The organism is Acrocarpospora macrocephala (genome assembly GCF_009687865.1).
Taxonomy (GTDB): Bacteria; Actinomycetota; Actinomycetes; order Streptosporangiales; family Streptosporangiaceae; genus Acrocarpospora; species Acrocarpospora macrocephala.
The window spans coordinates 1-21247 of sequence record NZ_BLAE01000115.1; the positions used below are offsets into that span (position 1 = coordinate 1).

General features: G+C 68.5%; 18 protein-coding genes. 8 read left to right on the top strand and 10 right to left on the bottom strand.

Translation table 11 applies throughout. From position 1 onward, the window contains the following. A partial coding sequence (locus Amac_RS51660) for a response regulator transcription factor (protein ID WP_218041781.1) occupies positions 1-308 on the top strand: 308 nt, incomplete at its 5' end. On the opposite strand, the gene Amac_RS51665 is transcribed toward Amac_RS51660, so the two are convergent. Next, a complete protein-coding gene (locus Amac_RS51665; protein WP_170323080.1) occupies positions 301-2304 on the bottom strand; it encodes a beta-galactosidase in 2004 nt (667 codons plus the stop codon). The two genes, Amac_RS51660 and Amac_RS51665, sit on opposite strands and share 8 nt — an antisense overlap. A gap of 166 nt (positions 2305-2470) precedes the next feature. On the opposite strand from Amac_RS51665, the gene Amac_RS51670 reads away from it, so the two are divergent. Then, positions 2471-3664, top strand: coding sequence for an ROK family protein (locus Amac_RS51670; RefSeq protein ID WP_155361773.1), 1194 nt, complete (start codon positions 2471-2473; stop codon positions 3662-3664). Positions 3665-3784: 120 nt separating this feature from the next. Beyond that, positions 3785-4006, top strand: coding sequence for a hypothetical protein (locus tag Amac_RS51675; protein ID WP_155361774.1), 222 nt, complete (start codon positions 3785-3787; stop codon positions 4004-4006). Positions 4007-4108: 102 nt separating this feature from the next. Here the strand turns inward: Amac_RS51675 and Amac_RS51680 are convergent, their stop codons facing one another. From Amac_RS51680 to Amac_RS51690, 3 genes are all read right to left on the bottom strand, one after another. Next, a complete protein-coding gene (locus Amac_RS51680; RefSeq protein WP_155361775.1) occupies positions 4109-5602 on the bottom strand; it encodes a ricin-type beta-trefoil lectin domain protein in 1494 nt (497 codons plus the stop codon). Between the two features lie 119 nt (positions 5603-5721). Further along, positions 5722-6999, bottom strand: a complete 1278-nt coding sequence (locus Amac_RS51685) for an esterase-like activity of phytase family protein (RefSeq protein ID WP_155361776.1) — start codon at positions 6997-6999, stop codon at positions 5722-5724. Positions 7000-7089: 90 nt separating this feature from the next. Next, entirely contained in the window at positions 7090-7713 is a 624-nt protein-coding gene (locus Amac_RS51690; RefSeq protein ID WP_155361777.1) for a nucleoside/nucleotide kinase family protein, read from the bottom strand. Between the two features lie 204 nt (positions 7714-7917). Between Amac_RS51690 and Amac_RS51695 the strand changes: the two genes are divergently transcribed. Next, positions 7918-8583, top strand: a complete 666-nt coding sequence (locus Amac_RS51695; RefSeq protein ID WP_155361778.1) for a hypothetical protein — start codon at positions 7918-7920, stop codon at positions 8581-8583. Positions 8584-8744: 161 nt separating this feature from the next. Here Amac_RS51695 and Amac_RS51700 read toward each other — a convergent pair whose 3' ends face one another. Then, the gene (locus Amac_RS51700) at positions 8745-11651 is read right to left on the bottom strand and encodes a CHAT domain-containing protein (protein ID WP_170323081.1); all 2907 of its coding nucleotides are present in this window, start codon (positions 11649-11651) and stop codon (positions 8745-8747) included. Between the two features lie 136 nt (positions 11652-11787). Between Amac_RS51700 and Amac_RS51705 the strand changes: the two genes are divergently transcribed. Next, the gene (locus tag Amac_RS51705) at positions 11788-12681 is read left to right on the top strand and encodes a phosphorothioated DNA-binding restriction endonuclease (protein WP_155361780.1); all 894 of its coding nucleotides are present in this window, start codon (positions 11788-11790) and stop codon (positions 12679-12681) included. 3 nt (positions 12682-12684) lie between these two features. Here the strand turns inward: Amac_RS51705 and Amac_RS51710 are convergent, their stop codons facing one another. Then, positions 12685-13245: a DUF6461 domain-containing protein gene (locus tag Amac_RS51710; RefSeq protein ID WP_155361781.1), complete on the bottom strand. Its 561-nt coding sequence runs from the start codon at positions 13243-13245 to the stop codon at positions 12685-12687. A gap of 119 nt (positions 13246-13364) precedes the next feature. Between Amac_RS51710 and Amac_RS51715 the strand changes: the two genes are divergently transcribed. Continuing rightward, complete coding sequence (locus Amac_RS51715) at positions 13365-13820, top strand: hypothetical protein (protein ID WP_155361782.1); 456 nt, start codon at positions 13365-13367, stop codon at positions 13818-13820. A 41-nt stretch (positions 13821-13861) separates the two neighbouring features. Here Amac_RS51715 and Amac_RS51720 read toward each other — a convergent pair whose 3' ends face one another. Together Amac_RS51720 and Amac_RS51725 are read right to left on the bottom strand one after the other, a co-directional pair. After that, positions 13862-14773: a serine hydrolase gene (locus Amac_RS51720; protein WP_155361783.1), complete on the bottom strand. Its 912-nt coding sequence runs from the start codon at positions 14771-14773 to the stop codon at positions 13862-13864. Further along, the gene (locus Amac_RS51725; RefSeq protein ID WP_155361784.1) at positions 14770-15663 is read right to left on the bottom strand and encodes a LysR family transcriptional regulator; all 894 of its coding nucleotides are present in this window, start codon (positions 15661-15663) and stop codon (positions 14770-14772) included. The genes Amac_RS51720 and Amac_RS51725 overlap by 4 nt, the downstream gene beginning before the upstream one ends. 168 nt (positions 15664-15831) lie before the next feature. Here Amac_RS51725 and Amac_RS51730 point away from each other — a divergent pair, with 168 nt between their 5' ends. Then, positions 15832-18036 carry a transglycosylase domain-containing protein gene (locus Amac_RS51730; RefSeq protein WP_155361785.1) on the top strand — a complete coding sequence of 735 codons (2205 nt, stop codon included), beginning with the start codon at positions 15832-15834 and terminating at the stop codon, positions 18034-18036. Positions 18037-18181: 145 nt separating this feature from the next. Continuing rightward, entirely contained in the window at positions 18182-19168 is a 987-nt protein-coding gene (locus Amac_RS51735; protein WP_155361786.1) for a DUF3800 domain-containing protein, read from the top strand. 120 nt (positions 19169-19288) lie between these two features. On the opposite strand, the gene Amac_RS51740 is transcribed toward Amac_RS51735, so the two are convergent. Together Amac_RS51740 and Amac_RS51745 are read right to left on the bottom strand one after the other, a co-directional pair. Further along, positions 19289-19708 (bottom strand): hypothetical protein, encoded by a 420-nt coding sequence (locus tag Amac_RS51740; RefSeq protein ID WP_155361787.1) that lies wholly within the window; start codon positions 19706-19708, stop codon positions 19289-19291. Between the two features lie 779 nt (positions 19709-20487). Beyond that, positions 20488-21247: phospholipase (locus Amac_RS51745; protein WP_246269244.1), on the bottom strand; the 760-nt coding region annotated here is incomplete at its 5' end.

Genomic DNA, 21247 nt, shown 5'->3' on the forward strand with positions numbered 1-21247 from the left:
CCGCCCACCTGACCGTCGCGCACACCCTCTTCGCGGAGCTGCGGGCGCTCCCCTTCCTGGAGCGGTGCGCGCAGGAGCTGACGGCCTGCGGCCGGTCGCCGGTGGTGACGTCCGGGGACCGGCACGAAGGCCTCACCGCTCAGGAGAACGTGGTGGCCAGGCTCGCGGTGGCGGGCCTGGGCAACAAGCAGATCGCCAGAGAGATGATGCTGAGCGTGAAGACCGTCGAGTACCACATGACCAACATCCTGGCCAAACTCGGCATCCCTTCCCGCGCGGCGCTCGCCGCTCGTCTGAAGCTCACCTGATGCGGAACTCGCCGCCGATCCGGTCGAGATCGGCGGGGTGGTCGGCGATGAGGATCTCGGCGCCGACCTTGACGCCCGCGGGGACGGCCGAGTCGAGGTAGCCGTTCATGCCCTTGACCAGGAAGTCGTCGAGCTCGCCGCCCACCAGCCTGACGATGGCCGCCCCGCCGCGCGCGGTGATGAGCTCGATCGGGCGGCCGTCGAGCTCGACCAGGACGGCCCCCTCGTGGTCGCTCATGGTGAGCACGGTCAGGTAGGAGACGTCCAGGTCCGGGTGGGTACGGAGGAAGGCGTCCGCGTGGCCGTCCACCACCCTGACGCGCGGCTCCGGGAGATCGCAGGAGGCGCCGGTGAGGGCTTCGGCGAGGATGCGGCAGGGGCGGAGGAACTCGTCCAGGGCCGGGGCCGGGCCGTCGACCTCCACCTGGTTGCCCGCTTCGATGTGGGCGGCCAGCAGGCGCTGCACCTGGCGGTGCATGAAAGCGCCGCCGGGCACGGTGAGGCGCGGGTGCGCGGACAGATCGGTCGCGCTTTCGAGCTCCACGACCTGGTAGTCGCGGCCGGCCGCGCGCATCCGGTCGTGAAAGGCGCGCAGCGAGCGGCCCAGCTGGGGGCCGTCCCCCGGTCCCGACCAGGCCGCGATGCCCGCGTAGGGCAGGTAGAGGCCGTAGCTCGCGCTGGTCTCCGGCACGCATTCCAGGAACTCGGCGCCGTGCTGGGCGAGGAAGTCGGCCAGGGAGCGCACCGCGTGGGCCTTCGGGGTGACCGTGCCGTCCTCGGCGATGGGGGCCGAATCCGGATACGGGGAGTCGTGCACCGAGTCCAGGCCCTCCAGCCAGCCGGAGGTGCCGACGCCCGTGTACACGTTGAACCCGGTCGCGCCCGCCGCCATCGCCAGCAGGGACTGGTGGAAGCTGGTCGTGGCGTCGGCGTAGGCCGGGTCGTACAGCTCGGAGAAGCCCCAGTTCTCCTCCAGGTTGGGGCCCGGGGCGCGCTTGGCGGCCAGCACGTATCTGGCCTGGGAGTCGGGGTTGGCGGAGACGACGCCCATCCAGTTGGTGAAGCCGTAGTGGATGCCGTCCCAGAGCTCGGGGCGGACCCGGGCCAGCCAGTCGTCGAAGGAGTGGTGGTGCTCGGCGGGCGGGTTCAGGTTGACCACCACCGGCACCCGGCAGTTCACCGCGGCCGCCCAGCGGTGGTAGACCTCGGCCAGGTACTCGGCGTGAAACCGCCCCCAGTCGGCGTAGCCCTGCTGCTCCTCCGAACGCGCGGGCGCGCGCCACTCGCGGGGCGGCTGGATCTCCTGCCAGTCCGCTATCGCGGTGCCGTGGACGCGGTTGTACTCCTGCGGGGTGCCGTACCAGGCCTGCAGGCGGGACCGGAAGAAGCCGAGGCCCGAGGCGCTGTAGTCGTAGGCGGACAGCGGCAGCGCGCCGCTGGTGAAGATGCCCTCGTTGGCGATCTGCATGAGGATGACCGGGCCCTCCGGCCAGGTCGCCGCCTCCAGCACCTCCTTGCCGGTGGCGGCCAGCCACTGCGTCACCAGCGGGTCGAACACCGGCCCGAGCGGCGCGGGCAGCGGCTCGCCCAGCCAGGCGGACGCCTCGCCGCGCGCGTCCAGCAGCGGCTCGATGGCCGGGTTGGTGCGCGGGCAGACCCAGTCGGGCAGGCCGCCGTAGTTGGTCTCGGCGTGGATGAACGGGCCGGGCTTGGCGACGACCCGCAGCCCGAGCTCATGGCACAGGGAGAGGAATCCGACCACGTCCCGGCTGGGATGGGTCTGCCCGGAGAAGTCCGGCGGGCCGTCGGGGGTGGGCTGATGGTGGCGCCAGGGCAGGTAGCAGCTGATCACATGGATGCCGAGATCGTCCCGGATCGCGCGCAGCCGGTCGGCCCACACCGCCGGGTCGTCCCGGTAGTAGGGATAGTCGGCGGTGACGAGCGCCTCGGGCTCGCCTTCGATGACGGTCACCCCGTCGCGGACCTCGATGGTCACGCTCACTCCGTTTCGTCGTGGATCAACGCATTCTCAAGATTGCCCTAATACATAGTATATATCTTGAAAAAAGTCACCATTAGATCTCCTCATACCAGGTGAAGACGCCAGATGACTTATTTCAAAGCCTGAGCTAACGTGGGCCCAGACATGGGGGAGGAAGATCATGGCAAGGCCCGAGCGCAGGACGGTACGCGACCTCCGGAAGGGGAACCGGGCGGTGCTCCTGCGCGCGCTCTACTTCGTGGGGCCCACCAGCCGCCACGAGCTCACCGCGCTGACCGGACTGAGCGCCGCGACGGTCAGCAACGTGACCGGAGACCTGCTCTCCGACAACGTCATCGTGGAGGCCGGCCTGGTCGACTCCGACGGCGGCCGGCCCCGGGTGCTGCTGCGGGTCAACCCGGTGTACGGCTACGCGATCGGCGTCGACGTCGGCGAGACGCACGTCCGGGTGGAGCTGTTCGACCTCGACATGAACGAGAAGGCCAAGGCGGAGTTCGCGCTGCGGCCCGGCGGGCACGAGGTCGAGCTGGTGGTCCGGCACATCCTGGCGGGCATCGAGGCCGTGCTGGCCGACAGCGGGGTCGCCCCCGAGCAGGTCCTCGGCATCGGCATCGGCGTGCCCGGCATCGTCGAGAGCGGGCCCGACGCGCTGATCCACGCCCAGACCTTCGGGTGGGACTCGGTGCCGCTGGGCGCGCTGCTGCGTGAGGGGACCTCCCTTCCGCTGTACGTCGACAACGGCGCGAAGACGATGGGGCAGGCGGAGCTCTGGTTCGGCGCCGGGCGAGGGTCGCGGAACGCGGTCATCGCGTTGATCGGGTCCGGTGTGGGGGCGAGCATCATCACCGACGGGGTCACCTATCGGGGGGCCAACAGCAGCGCCGGTGAGTGGGGGCACACGAAGATCGCGCTCGGCGGGCGGACGTGCCGGTGCGGCGGGCGGGGATGCCTGGAGGCGTACATCGGGGCGGAGGCGATTTTGGAGCGTGCCGGGCTGCCCCTGGACACGGCCACCGAGCAGGCTCAGCTGGCCGAGCTCGTGCGCTCGGGGTCGCCGGTGATCGACGAGACGGTGGAGTACCTGGGCGCGGGCCTGGCCAACCTGATCAACCTCTTCAACCCCGAGCGCATCGTCGTCGGCGGCTGGGCGGGCCTCACCCTCGGCCACCACCTGCTGACCAAAATCAAGAAGGCCGCCGCCGAGAACTGCCTCACCCAGCCCTTCTCCACGGCCTCCATCGTCCTCGGCCGCCTCGGCCCCGACGCGGTCGCCCTCGGCGCGGCCACGCTCGTGATCGAGGAATTCCTCCTCAACAACACCGCCTCCCCCGCCCGCGCGGCGGCCGCCCTTTAGGACGGCTGTTTTCGGACGCCCGCACGATACGGCCCGTTGAGCGGTGCGGTGGTCACCCACCCGATCGGAGTCACCTGGTACGGTCAGTGGCCCACCCCGCCGCGACCTCAAGGAGCCACGTTGACGATCGACAATCTTGACCTCGCCGACAGCGCCCGCGCTCTGGCCGACAACGAGCCCGCCGGCACCCTCGAGCACGCCGCCGCGGCCTCGGTGGCCATCACCTGCGCCACCACCCGGGACGCCGACCAGGCCAGAACCGCGCTGGCGGGCATCTCCCCCGAAGACGTCCGCCAGGCGGCCCTGGCCCTGTTCGACCGGCTCTCCGCCCAGGTGAGCTGACCCGCGCTCGGACGGCGGGAAACCCGGTTGGGGCGGACACCGCCCACAACCGGGCTTATCGGGTCGCTTGTCTAGTTCGCCGTGACCCGCCGGGGTTTCCGGTCAGCCGCGCCGCCACTTCTGGTTGGCGCCGCCCGAACAGTCCCACTGCTGGAGCGGCGTGCCGGTGCCACCCCAGCCGGTGACGTCCACGCACTTGTTCGACTGCGGGTTGACCAGGTCGCCCGCCCCGGTGAGAACGAACTGCTGGGCCGGGTTGCCACTGCAGGTGGCCAGCTGGATCGCGGCGCCGTTGGCGGTGGAACCCCAGGCCACGTCCATGCAGAGCCCGAAGGCGCGTATCGTGCCGTCACCCGGGAAGGTCCAGTTCTGGGCGTTGGTGCCGTTGCAGTCCCACAGCTGCAGCCGCTGCCCGTCCACGCCGTTGGAGTTCGGCACGTCGATGCACTTGTTCTGCCACCCGATCAGGCGGCTCGTCCCGCCGCCGCCTGAGGTGGTCAGGGTCAGCCCGTACGCGCCGAGGATCTCGTTGACCGGCTGGTAGAACGTGGTGCCGCCGGACGAGCAGTTGCCGGAGCCGCCGGACGTGACGCCCTGAGCCTGGTTGCCCGAGATCCACGCGCCGCCCGAGTCCCCCGGTTCCGCGCAGGCGGTGGTCTGGGTGAGGCCGTGCACGAGCTGGCCCGAGTAGCTCACGGTGACGTTCTTGGCCTGGATGACCCCGCAGCGCCAGCCGGTGGTCCGCCCGGACCGGCAGATCGACGCGCCGACGACGGCCTCCTGGGAACCGGCGACGTTGACGTTGCCGCCGCTGTAGTTGTTCACCCACGGGCGTGGGGTCCAGTTGCCGTTGGTGCGTACCCAGGCGTAGTCGTTGCCGGGGAAGGAGGATCCGGCGAAGGTGCCCTGGCTGACGTTGTTGTAGCCGAGCGTGGGGCTGCCGGTGCCGCCGCAGTGTCCGGCGGTGACGAAGCCGCCGTTGTTGACCGAGAAGCCGATGGAGCAGAGGGTGTTGCCGTTGATGACGTACTGGTCGCCGCCGCGGATGTCGTACAGGGGTTGCGGGGCTTGGCCGATCGTCACCCGGGCGGTGGCCGCGTCCAGACCGGCGGCCTTGACGAACCGCTCCCCCGATTCACGGTCGGCCGCCGTCACCACGATGGTGTTGGTGGCCACGTCGACATGCCAGGTGTGCACGCCCTTGCCCGCCGCCTTGAAGGACCCGTCAAGCGTGGCCTTGGCTTCGGCGAGCTGCTTCTCGCTCCGCGCGACCTGGACGGGGGCGCCGCCCGCCGCGCGGACGAGCTGGGCGTCCTGGTCGTTGAGCACGCCGACCTTGAGGCGGCCTTCGGCGACCCCGAACCAGGCGCCGCCGAACCGGTCGCCCAGGCGGGACCGGAGCTGCCGCTCCACGACGGAGGCTCCGGCTTCGTGCGCTTGCCGTACTCGGGCCTGGGGTTCCGACAGGCCGAGATCTCTCTGCAGCGCGTCCTGCCCAGGAGTGGGGCTCGGTCCCGACTCGGCGACCGCGCTCGCCGCGGGCACGGCGAACGCGAAAGCCAGCACGACCGCGCTGGTCAACACGGTTATTCTCACGACTGGTCCTCTTGAGGGTAGGGGGACGGACGAGGCGTGAGAGCGCTCTCAGTAAAGAAACTTTTCATTTATGACAGTCGAAGTCAATACAGTCAGCCAAGCGTGTGGGCCCCCCGAGTTCAGTACAGGGACTTGGGGAGGCGGATGGTGACGATCCTGGTCTTCACCCCGGAGTCGATCAGGCGGCCGTCCGTGCCGAACTCGCCCAGGCCGAAGTCGTTGTCGTTGACGACCACCAGGGTGCGGGGGTCGAGCAGGGCGATGCCCTCGACCTTGCCGGGGAGGGTGGGGGCCACCACGGAGAGGTCGACAACGAGGGATTTGGGGGCGGGCTTGACCGCGGAAAGGTCGGAGAGCGCTTCCAGGGACGGAGTGGTGTCCGCCCTGTCGTAGCGGCCGCCGAGGAGGTTCTTGGCCTTGGCCAGGTTGATCTGGTAGATCCGGGCGACGTTGTCGGTGCGCTCGTCGACGAGCAGGCGGTCGCCGCCGATGTGGGCCAGGCCGGAGATCTTCATCTGGCTCTGGTCGCCGTTGACCTTCGGGTCGAAGGTGGTGACATCCTCGAACCGGTAGGCGTACTCGCCGGTGACCCGGCCGCGCCGGATGTCGAAGGTGAGGATGCGGGCGACGCGCGACTTGTCGCCGACGGCCTTGGTGGGGTTCTGGAGCGGGCTCTGCACGGCGAGGTAGAGCGTGTTGCCGTTGATGGCCAGGCCCTCGAACCCGCGGTTCTGGGGACGGGTGGCCAGAATGCCGGGAAGCACGTGCTTGACGGGGTAGTCGGCGCCGGTCAGGTTCAGCCCGGCGGGGACGTACCGGGCGATCACCACGCCCCTGGCGGAGACGTGCAGCAGCGACGGGCTGTACTCGTCGACCAGCCAGAAGTCCCCGTTCCGCGCCCGCACGATGTCCTCGGTGTCCACACCGCTCGGGTTGTACGGCAGCGCGGTCTGCCCGTCCCAGGTGTACGGAAGCTCGTCATGGCCCTGCTGGTTGGAAATGCCCGTGACCGGCTTGCCGGAACGGCCGACGAGCGGGATGTACTTCTTGATCTCCACACCGAACCGGGTCGCCACCTGAACGATCGCGGGCGCGAACTCGGGGATGGGGAAGGTGCGGCGCTTCTCGCCGTTGACGGTCGGCTGGCCGTTGGGGCCACGGTCGGTGACCATCCAGAAGTCACCCCGGCGGGCCGCCGGGAAGAGCCCGCTGCCGACGCCGCCCAGGTTGATGCCACGGTCGTTCTGGATCGACCGCTGGAGTTCGCCCAGCGGCATGGTCGGGAAGGTCACGTCCTTGACGACGACCGGGCTGTGGGCAGGCTGGGCCGTGGCCGTACCGGGGATGACAAGCGTCGCGGCGGCCAGAGCCAGACCGGCGAGAGCGGGACGGATCATCGGCGTGCCTCTCGTTCATTCAGGGTTATCGCTGCCTGAACTTATCGACGGCGAGAGACCTCCAGTTGAAGCAGCGGTGAATGCTGCCCTTCACACCTCTTCGATCAGCGCGGGGTGCCGGGGCCGGTCCACGCTGACCGCCACATCGGCGACGTTCGCTGGCGCCACCTCCTCCTCGTAGCGCAGGAAGGCGGGAATCGTCCACGCGTCGGTTGTCCGCCGTTCCAGCGCCGCCGACGAGAGCCGCAGGTGAACCGTGAAGTCCAGCGGCAGCCAGCGGCCCAGCAACAGTGTTCCGTCCAGGAGCAGGACCGCGCCGGGCGGCAGCACTGTGTACGGCGCGCGGGTGGCGCGGTCCTTGACCGGGTCCCACAGCGTGGGCAGAACCTTGCCGGAGCCGCCCGGGTCCAGCGGGGCCAGAACCTCGCGGGTCAGGCCGTTCACGTCGAGCCAGTCGTCGTAGTACGCGTCCGGGTCCTGCTTGCCGTATTCGAATCGCAAGGAGGCGGGACGCAGAAAGTCCCAGGAGGAGACGCGCAGCGTCTCGCGACCGCGGGTGCGCAGCGGCTCCACCAGGGCATCGGCCAGGTCGGCGGGATGGGTGGCTGGGGCGCCGTCTATGGCTACCCGGACCCACTCCTGGCGGGGGTACGCGGCGATCCGGTCGGCAAGGTCCTCGATGAGGCGTTCTGTCGTGATCGGTCGTGCGCGCATCTCCTCATCCTCTACGAGTAGCGGCGCTCGGGGTCAGCGTGGGGCGTACTCGATCTTCTCGAACGGCCAGTCGGCGGCGAGCCGATACCGCTTCGTACAGCGTCTTTTCGAGTTCGGCACCGTCCACGAGCGGCGCAAGGTGGTCGAATGCCGCTCGGGGGCGTGGTCAATGTCTTGGTTGGACTTGTCTGGTTGTGATCACTAATGTCGCGTTTCATGATTAAGCGTCTGATCTTGGGGCCGGTCGTTGCCGCCCTCACTGCCATCTGTTTAACCGCGCCGGCCGCAGCGGCCCCGATCCCACCCCTCAATACGGCGGAGATCAAGGCCGCTCTCCTGAGCACGAGCCAGATCGGTGCTGGGTACGAGGCCAAGAAGGCGAGGTATTCGCTCGTCATCCCCTTGAAAGCCACGTACCCCACTGCGGCCTGCAACAAGGCCCTGAAGGCCTACGACAAAGCGGTCCGGGGCCGTCCGGTGACTACCATTACCTTTCGCAACGAGGAGACGGTCACCGCGGTCTCCCATGCCGTCGTCACGGGCACTCCGACCTTCCTGAACTCGATCGCCAACGGAGCGAAAGCCATCGGCCGGTACTGCCACGGCCTCCGCCCCAAGAGCGCCACCGACCGCACCAAGATCGTCAGGAAGGCCGTCCCCAACCTGGGCCAGACGACCTCCGCCTTCCGTTTCACCGAGCATCCCGACAGCACGGCGGCCACCTTTGACGTGGTCTTCATCCGCTACCGGTCGGCCTTGGCGGTTGTCCAGCGCGTCTCGATTCAGACCGAAGACGAGTGGCCGCAGACGGTCGCCATCGCCAAGAAGGCCGCCGCCAAGCTGAAGGCGGTGTACGCGAAGCGCGGTTAAGCCGTCACCTCCACCGCGTGAGAAGGGCTGTCATGCTCTCCCGCCCCGTTTTGACCCGTCGGCGTTGGATGTTGTTCTGGTCCATCGCGATCGCACTGGCGTGGGCGGAATTCGCCGATGAGGAGGGTGCCAGGCTGGCGATGGAAGGCCCTGAACTGGCGTCAAATGCCGCTGTGGATGTGGGCTGCCCAGAGCCCGGGGCTCGCGGAGGCGGTGTCGCGGAGGCGGCGGGTGGCCAGGTGCAGGGCGAGGGCGGACTGGCCGGTGTCCGGTGTGGTGGTCCCGTGGTCGGTGAGCCGGTCGTAGACGTCCGCGGCGACCTGTGCGGCGATCCTGTCGTTGATCGGCCATAGCGTGCCGATGACGTGCGGGTATCCGGCCAGCTGGAACGCCGCCGTGATGTGCACGGCTTCGTCGGCGAGGCGCTGGTTGCTCGCCGTCGTGCTGCACGCCGACAGGTACGCCAGGCGAGCCCGGTTCAGCCGCAGCAACGAGATGGCGCTCACGGTGAGGGGCAGGGTGCGGTGGTCGTGCAGCAGGAGCCTGCTCGCGGCCGGGGTGTCCCAGTCGCTGACCCCGTGGCAGGCCAGATGCACGATGGCATGCTCGGACAGGGCGGCGGTCACCGCGTCGTACGTGGCTTCGGGACCGTCCAGGACGAGGGAACCCGGCAGCAGCCGCGCCAGGCGCAGGGCTTCGGTCCGGGCGCCCGGCAGGTCAGGGGCCTCCGGCGTGCTGGACATGCAGACGATCAGCGTGGACGCGTCGGCGGATTCTCCCGACGCGGAGTGGCGGGCATAACGCAGCGCGCGGATCGTCGGCGTGTACGAGGAGACGACCCGATCCAGCACGGTCAGCGGCACGCGGTCGTGGTGCCCGGCGGCGTGCAGCGGCAGGAAGGCCAGCTCCCGCTGCGGGCACCACCACACCCGCGGCCACTCCTGCCCCGGATCCGGCGGGCCGGTGATGCCGAGATCCGCCAGCACCGGCTCGGCGATGTGGTCCCAGAGCCAGCCCAGCACGGCGTGGATCTCCCGCTGCGCTTCGACCCGCTCCCGGAGCGAGCCGCCCCCGGCCGCGGCGGTGGCGGCGAGGAAACGTCTGACCTGGTCGATCATGTCCTGCGGCGTGAGCGTACCGAGTTCGACGACCCGGACCGGCCGGTCGGCGTCGCCGGTGAGGATGAGCGCGTCGCAGCGCAGCCAGCTGACGTTGATCATGACGATCGGCCCGTCGCCGGCCTGCCCGCGAAGCTGGTCGATGGTCGGCGGCAGCAGGAACCGCTCCAGGCCGGGCAGCGCGCGGATCCGCGCCAGCATGTCCTCCCAGTCCCGCGCGGATCGCCTCCGCCGTACGGCGACCTCCTGCGCGGACTCCTCCGAGTCCGGTGTGAGCAGCCCGGCGTCGGTGAGGATCCGGCCGAGCAGGTCCAGCTGGCCGTACTCCACCACCGCGTCGGTCAGCGTGGTGTGGTCGGCGAGTTCGAGTTCCTCCCGCAGCCGCTCGAACGGCGGCGCCAGGTCAGGCGCGAAGGCGCGCAGCTCGGCCAGGTCGGTGCGGGCGCCGATGAACTCGCCCAGCAGCACGCCCCGGCCTTGTTCCAGCAGCTCAAGCGCCCGCTCCGGCCGCCCGGCCGCGATCGCGGTGGAGGCGGCTTCCGCGGCCAGCCCCATCGCCTCGCTGAGACCGTACTCCCGGTCGGCGCGGGCCAGCGAGCGCGGGGTGATCCGGGTGAGCAGGGAAAGCGCCGTCTCGTAGGCGGCGAGCGCGGTCTCGAACGCGCCGGCCTGCATGGCGGCGCTGCCCAGCCGGCGGTTGGCCATCAGCCGCATGCCCTCCGAGGAGCCCGCGGAGTCGGCCGCCTCCGCGAAAACCTCAACAGCTTCCGGGTCCCCCAGGGCGGACAAGGCGCTGCCGAGATTGAACAGGTACATGGCGCGGCTGGGGTGGTCCTCGGGCGTGAGGGCCACGGCCTCCCGGCCCAGCGCGACGGCTTCGGTCAGCGCCGCCTCGTCGCCGTCCTGCTCGGACCAGATCCGCAGCGCGTACCCGTGATTGGACAGGTACCTGGCCCGGTTGGGGTCGGTGGCGGCGGTGATCGCGACCGATTCACGGCCGAGCTCGACGGCTTCGGCCAGCACGTTCTTGTCCTTGATGGCCTCGAACAGCAGGCGCTGCGCGACCGCGAGGTTGGCCAGGCAGAGCGCCCGGTCGAGATGGCCCGGCGGAGCCAGCTCGACCGCCTGCCGGCCGAAGTCGATGGCCTCGGAGAGCGTCTGAATCTGCTTGGTGCGCTCGAACAGGGCCTGCAGGTAGAAGCCGAGGTTGGACAGGTACACGACCCGGTTGCGATCATCCGCCGCGGCCGCGGCGACAGCTCGGCGGCCGAAGTCGACGGCCTCCTTCAGCTGGGCGAGGTCTCCGGTCTGCTTGGACAGCTCCTTGAGGCCGATTCCCAGGCTGGTCAGGAGATCGGGGTCATCCTCGGGCGACGCGTCCAGGAGCTCCCGGCCGACCTCGACGGCCAGGGCGAGCGCCTCCACCTCCCGCAGCCGCTCATACAGCTCCAGCATGATCTCCTTGAGATCGCCCAGCATGGCGAGCCGCCGCGGATGATCGTCTGGTACGGCATGCAGGAACAACCGCACCGCCTCATGCAGCACGGCGGCGTCCAGGGACGTCTCGTACTGATCGAGCAGTTCGAGCCCACGACCCCAAGATTCGAGATCGACGTCCGCGTCCGGCCGGAACGACTTCTCGTAGAACTCCCGCATCTCCGCGGGCACGAGCGCGGGATCGGCATCGTGGACGGGCGTCAGCAACACCATCGCGGCCTCAAGCTCCGCCTCGTCCTCGGGCAGCGCCCGGGAACGCAACCAGTACACCATCCCGGTCGCACGAGCCACCGGAAGATCCTGACTCGGATCATCCACCAGGCTCAACAGAGCCGCCACCTCGGCGACCGCGTCCGCCCCCAGCACCAGACCGGCATCACCACCGGCTTCGACCGCCCTGACCCGCGCCTCAACACCAGCGAGCAACATCTTCCGCGCGAGCCTGACCCGCATTCCCCGCCACATCATGTCCCACGCATTCCACCACGAACGCCTGCCGTTTTCATTCGGGTATCCAGGAGGCCACTTGGCCGCCGCCGAGTCTTGGCAACCGCATCGACCCTCCGGAAGATCGTCCTAGACTCCGGTTGTGGACTGGATCGAGCGGATCGCCGGGATCAAGCGCTGGACGCGTGGTGGCGAGCGCGCTCCGCACAAGCCGCTCCTGCTGCTGTACGTCCTGGGCCGGTTCCAGCGTCACGGCAACCAGCCCATCGCCTTCAGCGCCGCCGAGGCCGAGCTCAAACGGCTGCTCAAGGAGTACGGCCCGGCCCGCGACACCAGCCCTGGCTACCCGTTCCATCACCTGACCAGCGACGGGCTGTGGCTGGTGGACACCGCTACCGGTCCCGGCAGCCCAGGCCCCGAGCTGGGACGCCTGCGCACGTCCCAGGCCGTGGGACGCCTGCACCCGGACCTGGCGCGCGACCTGTCCGAGGATCCGCAACTGGTGGTGCGGATCGCTCGCTACTTGCTGGACGCGAACTTCGCGCCCTCCCTCCACGCCGATCTCCGCCTGCTGGTCGGCCTGGACCTGGAGCTCCTCGACACCGGCTCGACGGCCACCGTGAGCGGTGCCGCCGTACGACGGGATCCGGCTTTCCGGGAGCGGGTGCTGATGGCGTACGAGTACTGCTGCGCGTTCTGCGCCTACGACGGCTGGCTGGACGGTGTCGCGGTCGGACTCGATGCCGCTCATGTGCGCTGGTGGGCCTTCGACGGACCCGACACTCTGGTCAACGGGCTCTGCCTGTGCAGCATCCATCACAAGCTGTTCGACAAGGGCGTGCTGGGCCTGACCGCCGACCGGACGATCACGGTGTCGGCACGCTTCGTCGGGCGTACGGCCGCCGCCCGCGACATGGTGCTGTCCCTGGCGGGGCAACCGGCTCGGCAACCTCAGTCCGGTATGGACGAGGTCGAGGCAGCTCATATCGACTGGCACGGCCGCCAGGTCTTCCGCGTCCCGGCCCGCAACGGCTGAGCGCTACTCCCAGACCAGATGGCTGCTCGAGCCGATGAGGGTGGCATGGTCGATGGCCTCGGGCGTCAGCCGTACCCCGGTCACCCGCTCGGCCAGTGCGAGGGCGGTGTGGATCGGATTGCCCCAACCGCCGGCGTCGACATCTTCGGTGGGCATGCCGAGTGCGGCCATGTGTGCCAAGAGCCGGTCGGGGTCGGTGCCCGAGCGGGAGCCGGGGAAGTCGGGCTCGAACTCGGTCACCACCTGGCCGTCGGCCGAATATACGAACTGGCGGTCCAGGTTGATGTTGCCGAACACCGCCGCCGTCACTGTCCCCGGCGACAGTAATCCCGCCACCGTGTCGCTGGTCCCGGCGAACCCGTTGAACTCGATCAGGATGGTTCCTCCGGCAACCGCGCTGGCGCAGATCGCCTCCTCGTAGGAGTCGTCGGCCTCGGAATCTGGGACCACACCCAACCGGTCGAACGCCTCCCGCGGGGTCAGGCCACGAACGAACGTGACGCAGAACGACTCGGCCAAGCCCGAGTCGTGATCGTCGAACCAGGCGTAGTCGTCGGCGGCCATCAAGGTCTCCTCACCGAGGGGGCATCGAGAAGATCCTTTCAGGCGGCTCCGACAGATCTGCCGGTTGTGCTTTGCGCCCCACAGCGAGCGGGACGGTAGGAGGGCGTAAGTGTCTCGCTGTGGCTGTGCGTGTAGGGGATGTGGAGCATCTGGAGTTCGAGGATTTTTACCAGGAAAGCCGGGATGCCTGCCTTCGTGCGGAGCCGTCGGACCCGTCGCAGAATCTGGAAGCGGACTTCAAGAAGGTCGTCCGGGAGGAGCGGCAGCCGGGGACCACGCCGGACGGCCAGCAGCTCAAGGAGGAAAAGCAGCCCACGACCGGCGAGGACGCCCAGCAGGAGAAGCAGCTCGAGGCCGGCAAGGACCCCGCGCAGGAGAATCAGCACAACGGGATCCCCACGATAGTCATCACGCCGTCGGCGATGCCCCAGGGCACCAAGCTGATCATTGGCATGAGGACTCCCGGCTACCAGCCCGACTCCCCCAGCAGGGTCGCGGTCAGTATGGGTCTGGTGCCCGACGATGCCCCGCTGACCTGCACCACGGACGTCCCGGCCGCCCCGCCCACGTCCTAGATCACCAAGAGTTCTTCGGACGCCAGGTGACCCCCCGAGGGTCACCTGGCATTGCCGTGCCGTAGCTGATCGCGGAGTGTACGGGCGACCTGCGCCATGAGCGCCTCGGCCCCGGGCTGGCTGATGGCCGGGACGCGCGACTCGGTGAGCACGGCGACCCCGAAGGTCTGGCCGTCGGCGTGCTCGACGACGCCGACCTCGTGGCGGAGGTTGAGCAGCGTCCCGGTCTTGGACGACCACCTCGACGCGTCGGAGCTGAAATCGGGCGCCAGCCGATGCCGCAGGACGTTGTCGCCCATGAGGGTACGCACCCGTTCGGCGACGCCCGCGTCGATCGGGGACGGCGTCCACAGCGCCTGCAGGAGATCGAGGAACGCGCGCGCGGTTCCCGAGTTCGCGCGGGTCACGTCGAGCTGCGGAACCCGGTGGCCGCGCCCGGCCGTACCCGCTTCGATGGCGAGGAAGTGGGCGAGGTGGCTGTCGGCGGGGTCGAGGCGTTCCACCGGAGTCTCGACCAATTCCCGCATGGTGTGGCGCATCGTGATGCCGCGCAGTCCAAGACCGAGCAGGATCGCCGAGACCTCGGCCGGCGGGGTAAGGCCGAACAGCGCGTCCGCCGCCGTGTTGTCGCTCACGGCCATACTGAGGTAGAGCAGGTCGTCGACGGCGATCTCGGCCGGGTGCCGGAACTTGCTCAGCCCGGTCGGCCCCGGCGTGGTGATCTCGCCGGGTCGCACCAGAACGCGCGTGGCGCCGTCGAGCTCGCCCCTGCGGATACGTTCGAGTGTCGCGACGGCGAGCGGGATCTTGACGAGCGAGGCGACCGGGAACTCGAGGTCCGGCTCGATGCCGAGTTCGTCGCCCGAGCGCAGGTCCCGGACCAGGAAGGAGCCGCGCAGCCCGGCGTCGTCGAGCGTCAGCCGGAGTTCGCGGATCAGTCTCTGGGCGCTCACGCCGTCTCCCCGTCCTGGTCGCCCGCACCGAGGCAGCGGGCGATCGCGTGCCACAGCCGGTCCCGGATACGCTCCGCGTCGTCCCCGACGGCGGCGGCGACGTCGAAACCGCGGACAAGCGGGATCTCGCCGAGGGGACGCCAGTGCAACCCCAGCTCCCGGGCCTGCCCCGGCGAGCACAGCAGGAGGTCCGCGAAACCGAAGACCTCCGCCGTCGCGGCGGTGAGCGTGGCTGAGACGCCGACCTGCGCGGGCTGGAGACCGACGGCGTCCCGGACGCGGAACAGCCGGTCGCGGATGTGGGGGACGTCGTCCTCGGGCTGGATCCAGATCCGGCTCCGCCGCGACGACCGCGCGGCGCGACCGGCGCGGAGGGTCTCGACGTAGACGGTTCGCACCGGGAGGTCCGCGGTGCCGGCAAGGCCGAGCCGTACCGACCAGGTCGCATCGCTGGGCGGGACCGCCACCAGGGCGGCGCGCACCTCGCGAGAACGGACGAGTTCCGCCCGCTCGGCCGGTGGGGCGGCAAGGAAGTCGAGGTAGACGCCGTTCTGGCGGGCCTCCGCGGCGAGCCGGGCGAGGTCGCGTACGGCGCAGACCTCGGGAACGGCGAGGCGGAGGGGATTGAGCCTGGCCTGCTCCGCCTCGTGCTCCATGTCGTCGGCCAGCCGGACCAGACGCTTCGCCGACGGAAGCATGTCGCGGCCGAACTGGGTGAGCATCGCTCCGCGCGACGACCGGTCGAACAACCGCTCGCCGAGATGTTTCTCCAGGGCGGCGATCCGGCGGCTCGCGACCGACTGCGGCACCCGCGTGGCCGCCGCGCCCTCGGTGAAGCTGCCCCGCTCACTCACGTTGACGAACGCTCGCCAGGCGCCGAGGAGGTCCATGAAGGGAACTTTATGCCATTTCAGCATGGATCCCCCCATATCTGTCTTTGACGGCATTGGGCGGTGGCGCGAGACTTCCCGCCGTATCTGATCCTTGAGGGGAAGGTTCCGATCAATGTCCACTCAGCACGCCACATTCTCGCTGCTCCCACTGACGAGCGAAATCTGATGGCGGACCGGAGAAGGCCGCGGCGGCGGAGGACCCGCTCGTCCGCGGGCAGAAGCGTCCTGGGCCTGGCCGGAGCGGCGATGGCGGCCGGGCTGGTGGCCGCCGGGCTCGGGCTCCCGGCCGTGGGAGGCGCCGGAGCGGCGATCGTGGCCGCCTCCGACGAGCTGAACCTCAACCCCGCCGAGCTCATCGAACCCCCGCTGGCGGAGAAGACGACGATCCTGGACGCCCGGGGCAGGCGGATCGCCCAGTTCTACGACCAGTACCGCGAAGTCGTCCCGCTCGACCGGGTGGCCGAGGTGATGAAGACCGCGATCATCTCGATCGAGGACTCCCGCTTCTACGAGCACGGCGCGATCGACCTGGAGGGCACGCTGCGCGCGCTGGCCACGAACCTGCACTCGGGCGGGGTCAGCCAGGGCGGTTCCAGCATCACCCAGCAGTACGTCAAGCAGGTGCTGCTGAACGCCGCCACCTCCAGGGAGGAGCAGGAGAAGGCGCTGGAGGCCAGCTACGGCCGCAAGCTCAACGAGCTGCGCTACGCGATGGCGGTGGAGGAGAAGTACACCAAGGATCAGATCCTGGAGAAGTACCTGAACATCGCCTACTTCGGCGCCGGGGCCAACGGCGTACAGGCCGCGGCCAAACGGTTCTTCGGGGTCTCGGCGGCCCGGCTGAACCTGCCGCAGGCGGCCACCCTGGCGGCGGCGGTGCAGTTGCCGGCCAGCACCGATCCCGAGGGGGGCCGGGAGAACCGGGCGCGGCTGCTGGAGCGGCGCAACGTCGTGCTGGACCGGATGGCCGACCTCGGCAAGATCACCACGGCGAAAGCGGCCAAGGCCAAGGCCACCAAACTCGGCTACAAGGGCGTCCCGCAGCCCGGCGGGTGCGCGACCAGCCCGTACCCCTATTTCTGCCTGTACGTCTACAACGAGGTGCTCAACGACCCGAGCTTCGGCAAGACGAGGACGCTACGGGAGCGGTCGCTCAAACGCGACGGCCTGACGATCAGGACCACGCTGGACCCCCGGATGCAGGCCGCGGCCGAGCAGGGCATCGGCGCGTGGGTCGGCCCCACCGACGACGCGGTCGCCGCCCAGGCCCTGGTCGAGCCCGGCACCGGCAAGATCAAGGCCATGGCGGCCAGCCGGAAGTACGGAAACTCCGCACGCCGGCGCGAGATGTCGTACAACATCGTGGCCGACAACGACCACGGAGGCATCGGCGGATTCCAGGCGGGCTCGACGTTCAAGACCTTCACCCTGCTCACCGCGCTGAAGCAGGGCATGAAAGCCGACGACGGCTTCACCGTGGGCAACAGCTACCGCGCCCCGGACTACGCCGCCTTCACCGATTGCGCGGGGGGCCGAGTCGGCGACCCGACGCACCCTGTCACCAACGACGAGGGCTCCCCCGGCTTCAAGACGCTGCGGACCGGCACCTGGGGCTCGGTCAACACCTTCTTCGTGGAGCTGGAGCGCCGGGTCGGGTTGTGCGAGACCGTGCAGACCGCCCAGTCGCTGGGCATCAAGCGCGCCGACGGCGAGAAGCTCCGGGAGTACGAGACCTTCACCCTCGGCATCAACGAGATGGACCCGGTCACCGTCGCCAACGCGTACGCCGCCATCGGGGCGCGCGGGACGTACTGCGCGCCCCTGGCCATCACCCGGGTCACCGACCGCGACGGCAAGTCGACCGACTACCGGCCGAAGTGCCGCCAGGCGCTGGAGCCGGAGGTCGCCGACGCCACGGCGGACATTCTGTCGGGGGTGTTCACCCAGGGGACGATGCGCTCCGTCGGCGGGATCGGCCGGGCCGCGGCCGGGAAGACCGGCACCAACGACGACCAGTCCAGCGCGTGGTTCGCCGGGTTCACCCCGGATCTGGCCGGGGCGGTGAGCATCGGCGACCCTCGGGGGGCCATCGCGCACAAGCTCAACAATGTCACCATCGGCGGGAGGTACTACGGCGCCGTGTTCGGGGCCACCGTTCCCGGCCCGATCTGGCGAGACACCATGATCGCCGCGTTGCGGGGGGTTGAGCCCACCGCCTTCACGCCGATGGATTCCGAGCGCTTCGGCGGCTGCGGGCGGTACTGCGCGGCTTTGCCGCCGGTCACGGAGGAGGAACCCGACGACAGCGTGGCGGAACCCGACGAGACGGTGACGGAACCCGACGACACAGTGCCGGTCGACGTCGGTTGAGGCGGCGGCTCGGGCTGGTGGGGTGAGGGACCCGGCTCGGATCTGGGCCGGGTTCCGTACTGGGCGCGGGGTGCAGAATTCCGGACGAAAGGACGAATAAGTAATCTGTGATCAGTTCACGCCGCCGTTCCAGGGGACGGATCACATGCCGCAAGATGATCACACGGACCGGCTCGTCGAGATCGCCTGCGACGAGTCCGGTTCGGAGGGTGAGAAGCTCATCGGCGGGAACACCGGCGTGTTCGCCCACGCCAGCGTCCACCTGCCCATGGAGTCGGCGGCGGCCTGCATCCGGGAAGCCCGCGACCGGATTCGCTCCCCGGCCGAGGAATACAAGGCAACCCATTTCCTCCGCGAGAAACACCGCCCGGTCCTCAAATGGCTCCTTGCCCCCGGCGGCCCGATCCACGGAAACGCCAGCGTCTACCTGACCGACAAGAAGTTCTTCGTCATAACCAAGCTGGTCGACCTGCTCGATGAGGAACCCGAACCCGCTCACGATATGGCGGCCACACTGTACGGCGGCGGCGAAACCGCCTTCGGCCGAGACCGTTGGAACGCATTCCTGCAGTCGTTCAACGACCTCATCCGAGCGAAGACCTCCACCGACTCGTTCTTCGCCTTGGCCGACACCCTTCGTACCGAAACAGACGGCCTCCCCGCTAAGATCATGAATTCGCTTTACGAGGCCAGGCCGCAGGTAACCGCATATCTGTCCAGAATCCACGAACCTCCGAGAACCCCGATCTTGGACCCCCTGATCCCCGCCATCACCCAAGCGGTGCGCCGCTGGGGGCAAGGCGGCAAGCTCATCTCCATCGTTCACGACGAGCAGACCGCCCTGACGGAGGACCGGATAACTCAGCTCAGGACCCTGTTCGACCACCCGCCCCGGCCCTCAGGAACCCGCCTGATCAGCCTCCGCCTGGCCGACTCCCGCCGGGACACCCGAATCCAGGTCGCCGACTTCCTAGCCGGAATAGCCCGAAAAATCACCTCAAACGAGATCGCCAACCAAGGCGACCAAGAACTGACCGAACTACTCAAGCCCTACATCGACGCATCCTCAATCTGGGGAGACACCCGAACCCGACCCCTGTTGGGCCTGCCCGCCACAAGGCCACGTCCGTAACAGGAATCGGAGAGTCGGTTTCTCGGCCGTAACGACCGAGCGTGCGACGAATGGCTGAACAGTCCGCACGAAAGATATGTCATCCCCGACGCCAACCGGCCGGTCTGACGTTCTCGCCTTTCACGCCGCCTTCATGTGCCGCTGATCCGCCCGGGTCTCCGAGAGAAAGAGAAGCGTCGCGCTTGTGACATACAACGTCATAGCGAACCAGGGTGCCAGGGACCCTTCCGGACAGTAGGAGAAGAAGAGCGCAGAGGAAAATGCGTAGCAGGCCGCTGTTGTGAGAGTGGCTGCGGCTCCCAGCCAGGCGAGTAGTCGGCCTTGCCGTAACGTCTTCTTTCGCCCGGCCAGGGCGAGCGCCAGCAGGACAAGAGGCAGAAGGTTCGCCATGACGGCGAACGAGATGCCCAGAGCGGGAGTTTCGGGTCCAATCAAATTGGCGCACAGGTGAACATGCACGTCCGGTGAAACCACGGCCGCACACGGCACGGCGGACAGGAGAATGGCGGTCGTCCATAACACTGCGGAACGTTTGGCCACGGCTTCAACTCTCGGGTTTGGTGCCTGCGCGACAGCTTAACTCATGTACTGAGCACTTCCAGCAATTCCTGTCCTCGCCGAAAGGCGAACCTACGCCCGAGGCGGCGCAGGTCAAACGGCGTTTTGCCTGGTCAAGAGGTGCCCCCGTAGGAATCGAACCTACGACACCAGGTTTAGGAATCAACCCCTCATCAAGAGCTCTCCGTTTCTCTGACCTGCTAGAACGTTCATGTTGCGGCTGGCTGCCGAGAATACCGGGAAGACATTGGGAACGAGGGTGGCGTGCGACTTTCTCGCCATGGACACAGCGACGCTGCGGCGGATCTACGTTCTGACCTTCGTCGAGCACGGTAGCCGCCGCCCGCACATCGTCGGCGTGACCACGCACCCGACTATCGCAGGCGCGAACCCGGCAGCGCAGACGGACGGCCTGACGGCATACGGCGGGGTGGCTGAGCGCGATTTGGCGTGCCCAGCCACCCCGCTATCACGCCTTAGTCGAATTGCCTGCGAAATGCCATCAACCACTTGGGAGAGCTGACATATTCAATTCTGCAATTCGTCCCAATTAAGCGCTACGTCAAGTTATTGCCAGGAAGGCGCATAAGTCATGCCTTCTTTCAAGGTGCCGGGCAACTGGCGCACAACAGCGTCTTTCCACTGGTTGCGGACTTGGATGCCCCTCTGCTGTGAATCCTCAGGGAGTAGAATGTCGCCGTACTGGGGAACCAGCCAATGCCTCCCGTCGGATCCTCGGGTGACGAGAAGATAGCTTCGGGTCACATCTCGGCGGGTTGTGCTGCCTGCTCGGAGGTCTGGCGGATCCGCTCGATCTGCGCTTCGGTGACATTGAGGGCGCCGAATTGCTTGACAGCCTGGTAATAGCTCCAGGCGATGCCGTTGCAGGTGCCCCGGGGGATGGTGGAATACCCCGCACAGACCTGCTTCATGTCGAAGTAGAACGCGTCGTCGATACGCGACTTGTTCGCCGGGAACTGGCTCACGGCCTTGTAGTTGCGGTAACCGAAGTCATGGCGGCGGCACGGCATTCTGAAATCGAAGCCGAGCGGCTGGTCGGGGCTGGCGGAACACAGGTCGGTCGACCAGTCGAAACCGTAGGCAGCCCAGGCGCCCTGGTTCTGCCAGGCGGCCCGCCAGCTGTTGGCGCTGGCAGTGGTGGGCTGGCTGAAGCTGGAAAGTGCGGCGAGCTTTTGCTCCAGCGTAACCGCGTATGCAGGAAGTGTTAATCCGAGTAATGTGGCGAGGGAGAGGGCGACGATTGCGAGGGCTCGCTTGACCATGGGCTCTGCCTTTGTCCGTGGGGAAACCTCAACAGCAGTGGTCTGCCACTGCATAACGATGAGGCGAAATAACCTCCGGTGCCGGAGCAGATCTGCATCAAGATCGGCCTCAAGATTCACAAACCATCGCCCTTTACAAGCCGACTTCTTTCCTGTCAGCACTCTTAGTAATGGCGGTGTCGCGAGCCGCAGACCTCCGCGGTCTTGGTGCTGCACATGCTGCGGGAGTCCGCGGCGC

What these genes read in the sequence shown, in the direction of transcription:
- Amac_RS51670 (WP_155361773.1), top strand. Translation starts at nt 2,471, where the DNA reads ATGGCAAGGCCCGAGCGCAGGACGGTACGCGACCTCCGGAAGGGGAAC.
- Amac_RS51685 (WP_155361776.1), bottom strand. Translation starts at nt 6,999, where the DNA reads ATGATCCGTCCCGCTCTCGCCGGTCTGGCTCTGGCCGCCGCGACGCTT.
- Amac_RS51690 (WP_155361777.1), bottom strand. Translation starts at nt 7,713, where the DNA reads ATGCGCGCACGACCGATCACGACAGAACGCCTCATCGAGGACCTTGCC.
- Amac_RS51695 (WP_155361778.1), top strand. Translation starts at nt 7,918, where the DNA reads ATGTCGCGTTTCATGATTAAGCGTCTGATCTTGGGGCCGGTCGTTGCC.
- Amac_RS51700 (WP_170323081.1), bottom strand. Translation starts at nt 11,651, where the DNA reads ATGCGGGTCAGGCTCGCGCGGAAGATGTTGCTCGCTGGTGTTGAGGCG.
- Amac_RS51710 (WP_155361781.1), bottom strand. Translation starts at nt 13,245, where the DNA reads ATGGCCGCCGACGACTACGCCTGGTTCGACGATCACGACTCGGGCTTG.
- Amac_RS51725 (WP_155361784.1), bottom strand. Translation starts at nt 15,663, where the DNA reads ATGGACCTCCTCGGCGCCTGGCGAGCGTTCGTCAACGTGAGTGAGCGG.
- Amac_RS51730 (WP_155361785.1), top strand. Translation starts at nt 15,832, where the DNA reads ATGGCGGACCGGAGAAGGCCGCGGCGGCGGAGGACCCGCTCGTCCGCG.
- Amac_RS51735 (WP_155361786.1), top strand. Translation starts at nt 18,182, where the DNA reads ATGCCGCAAGATGATCACACGGACCGGCTCGTCGAGATCGCCTGCGAC.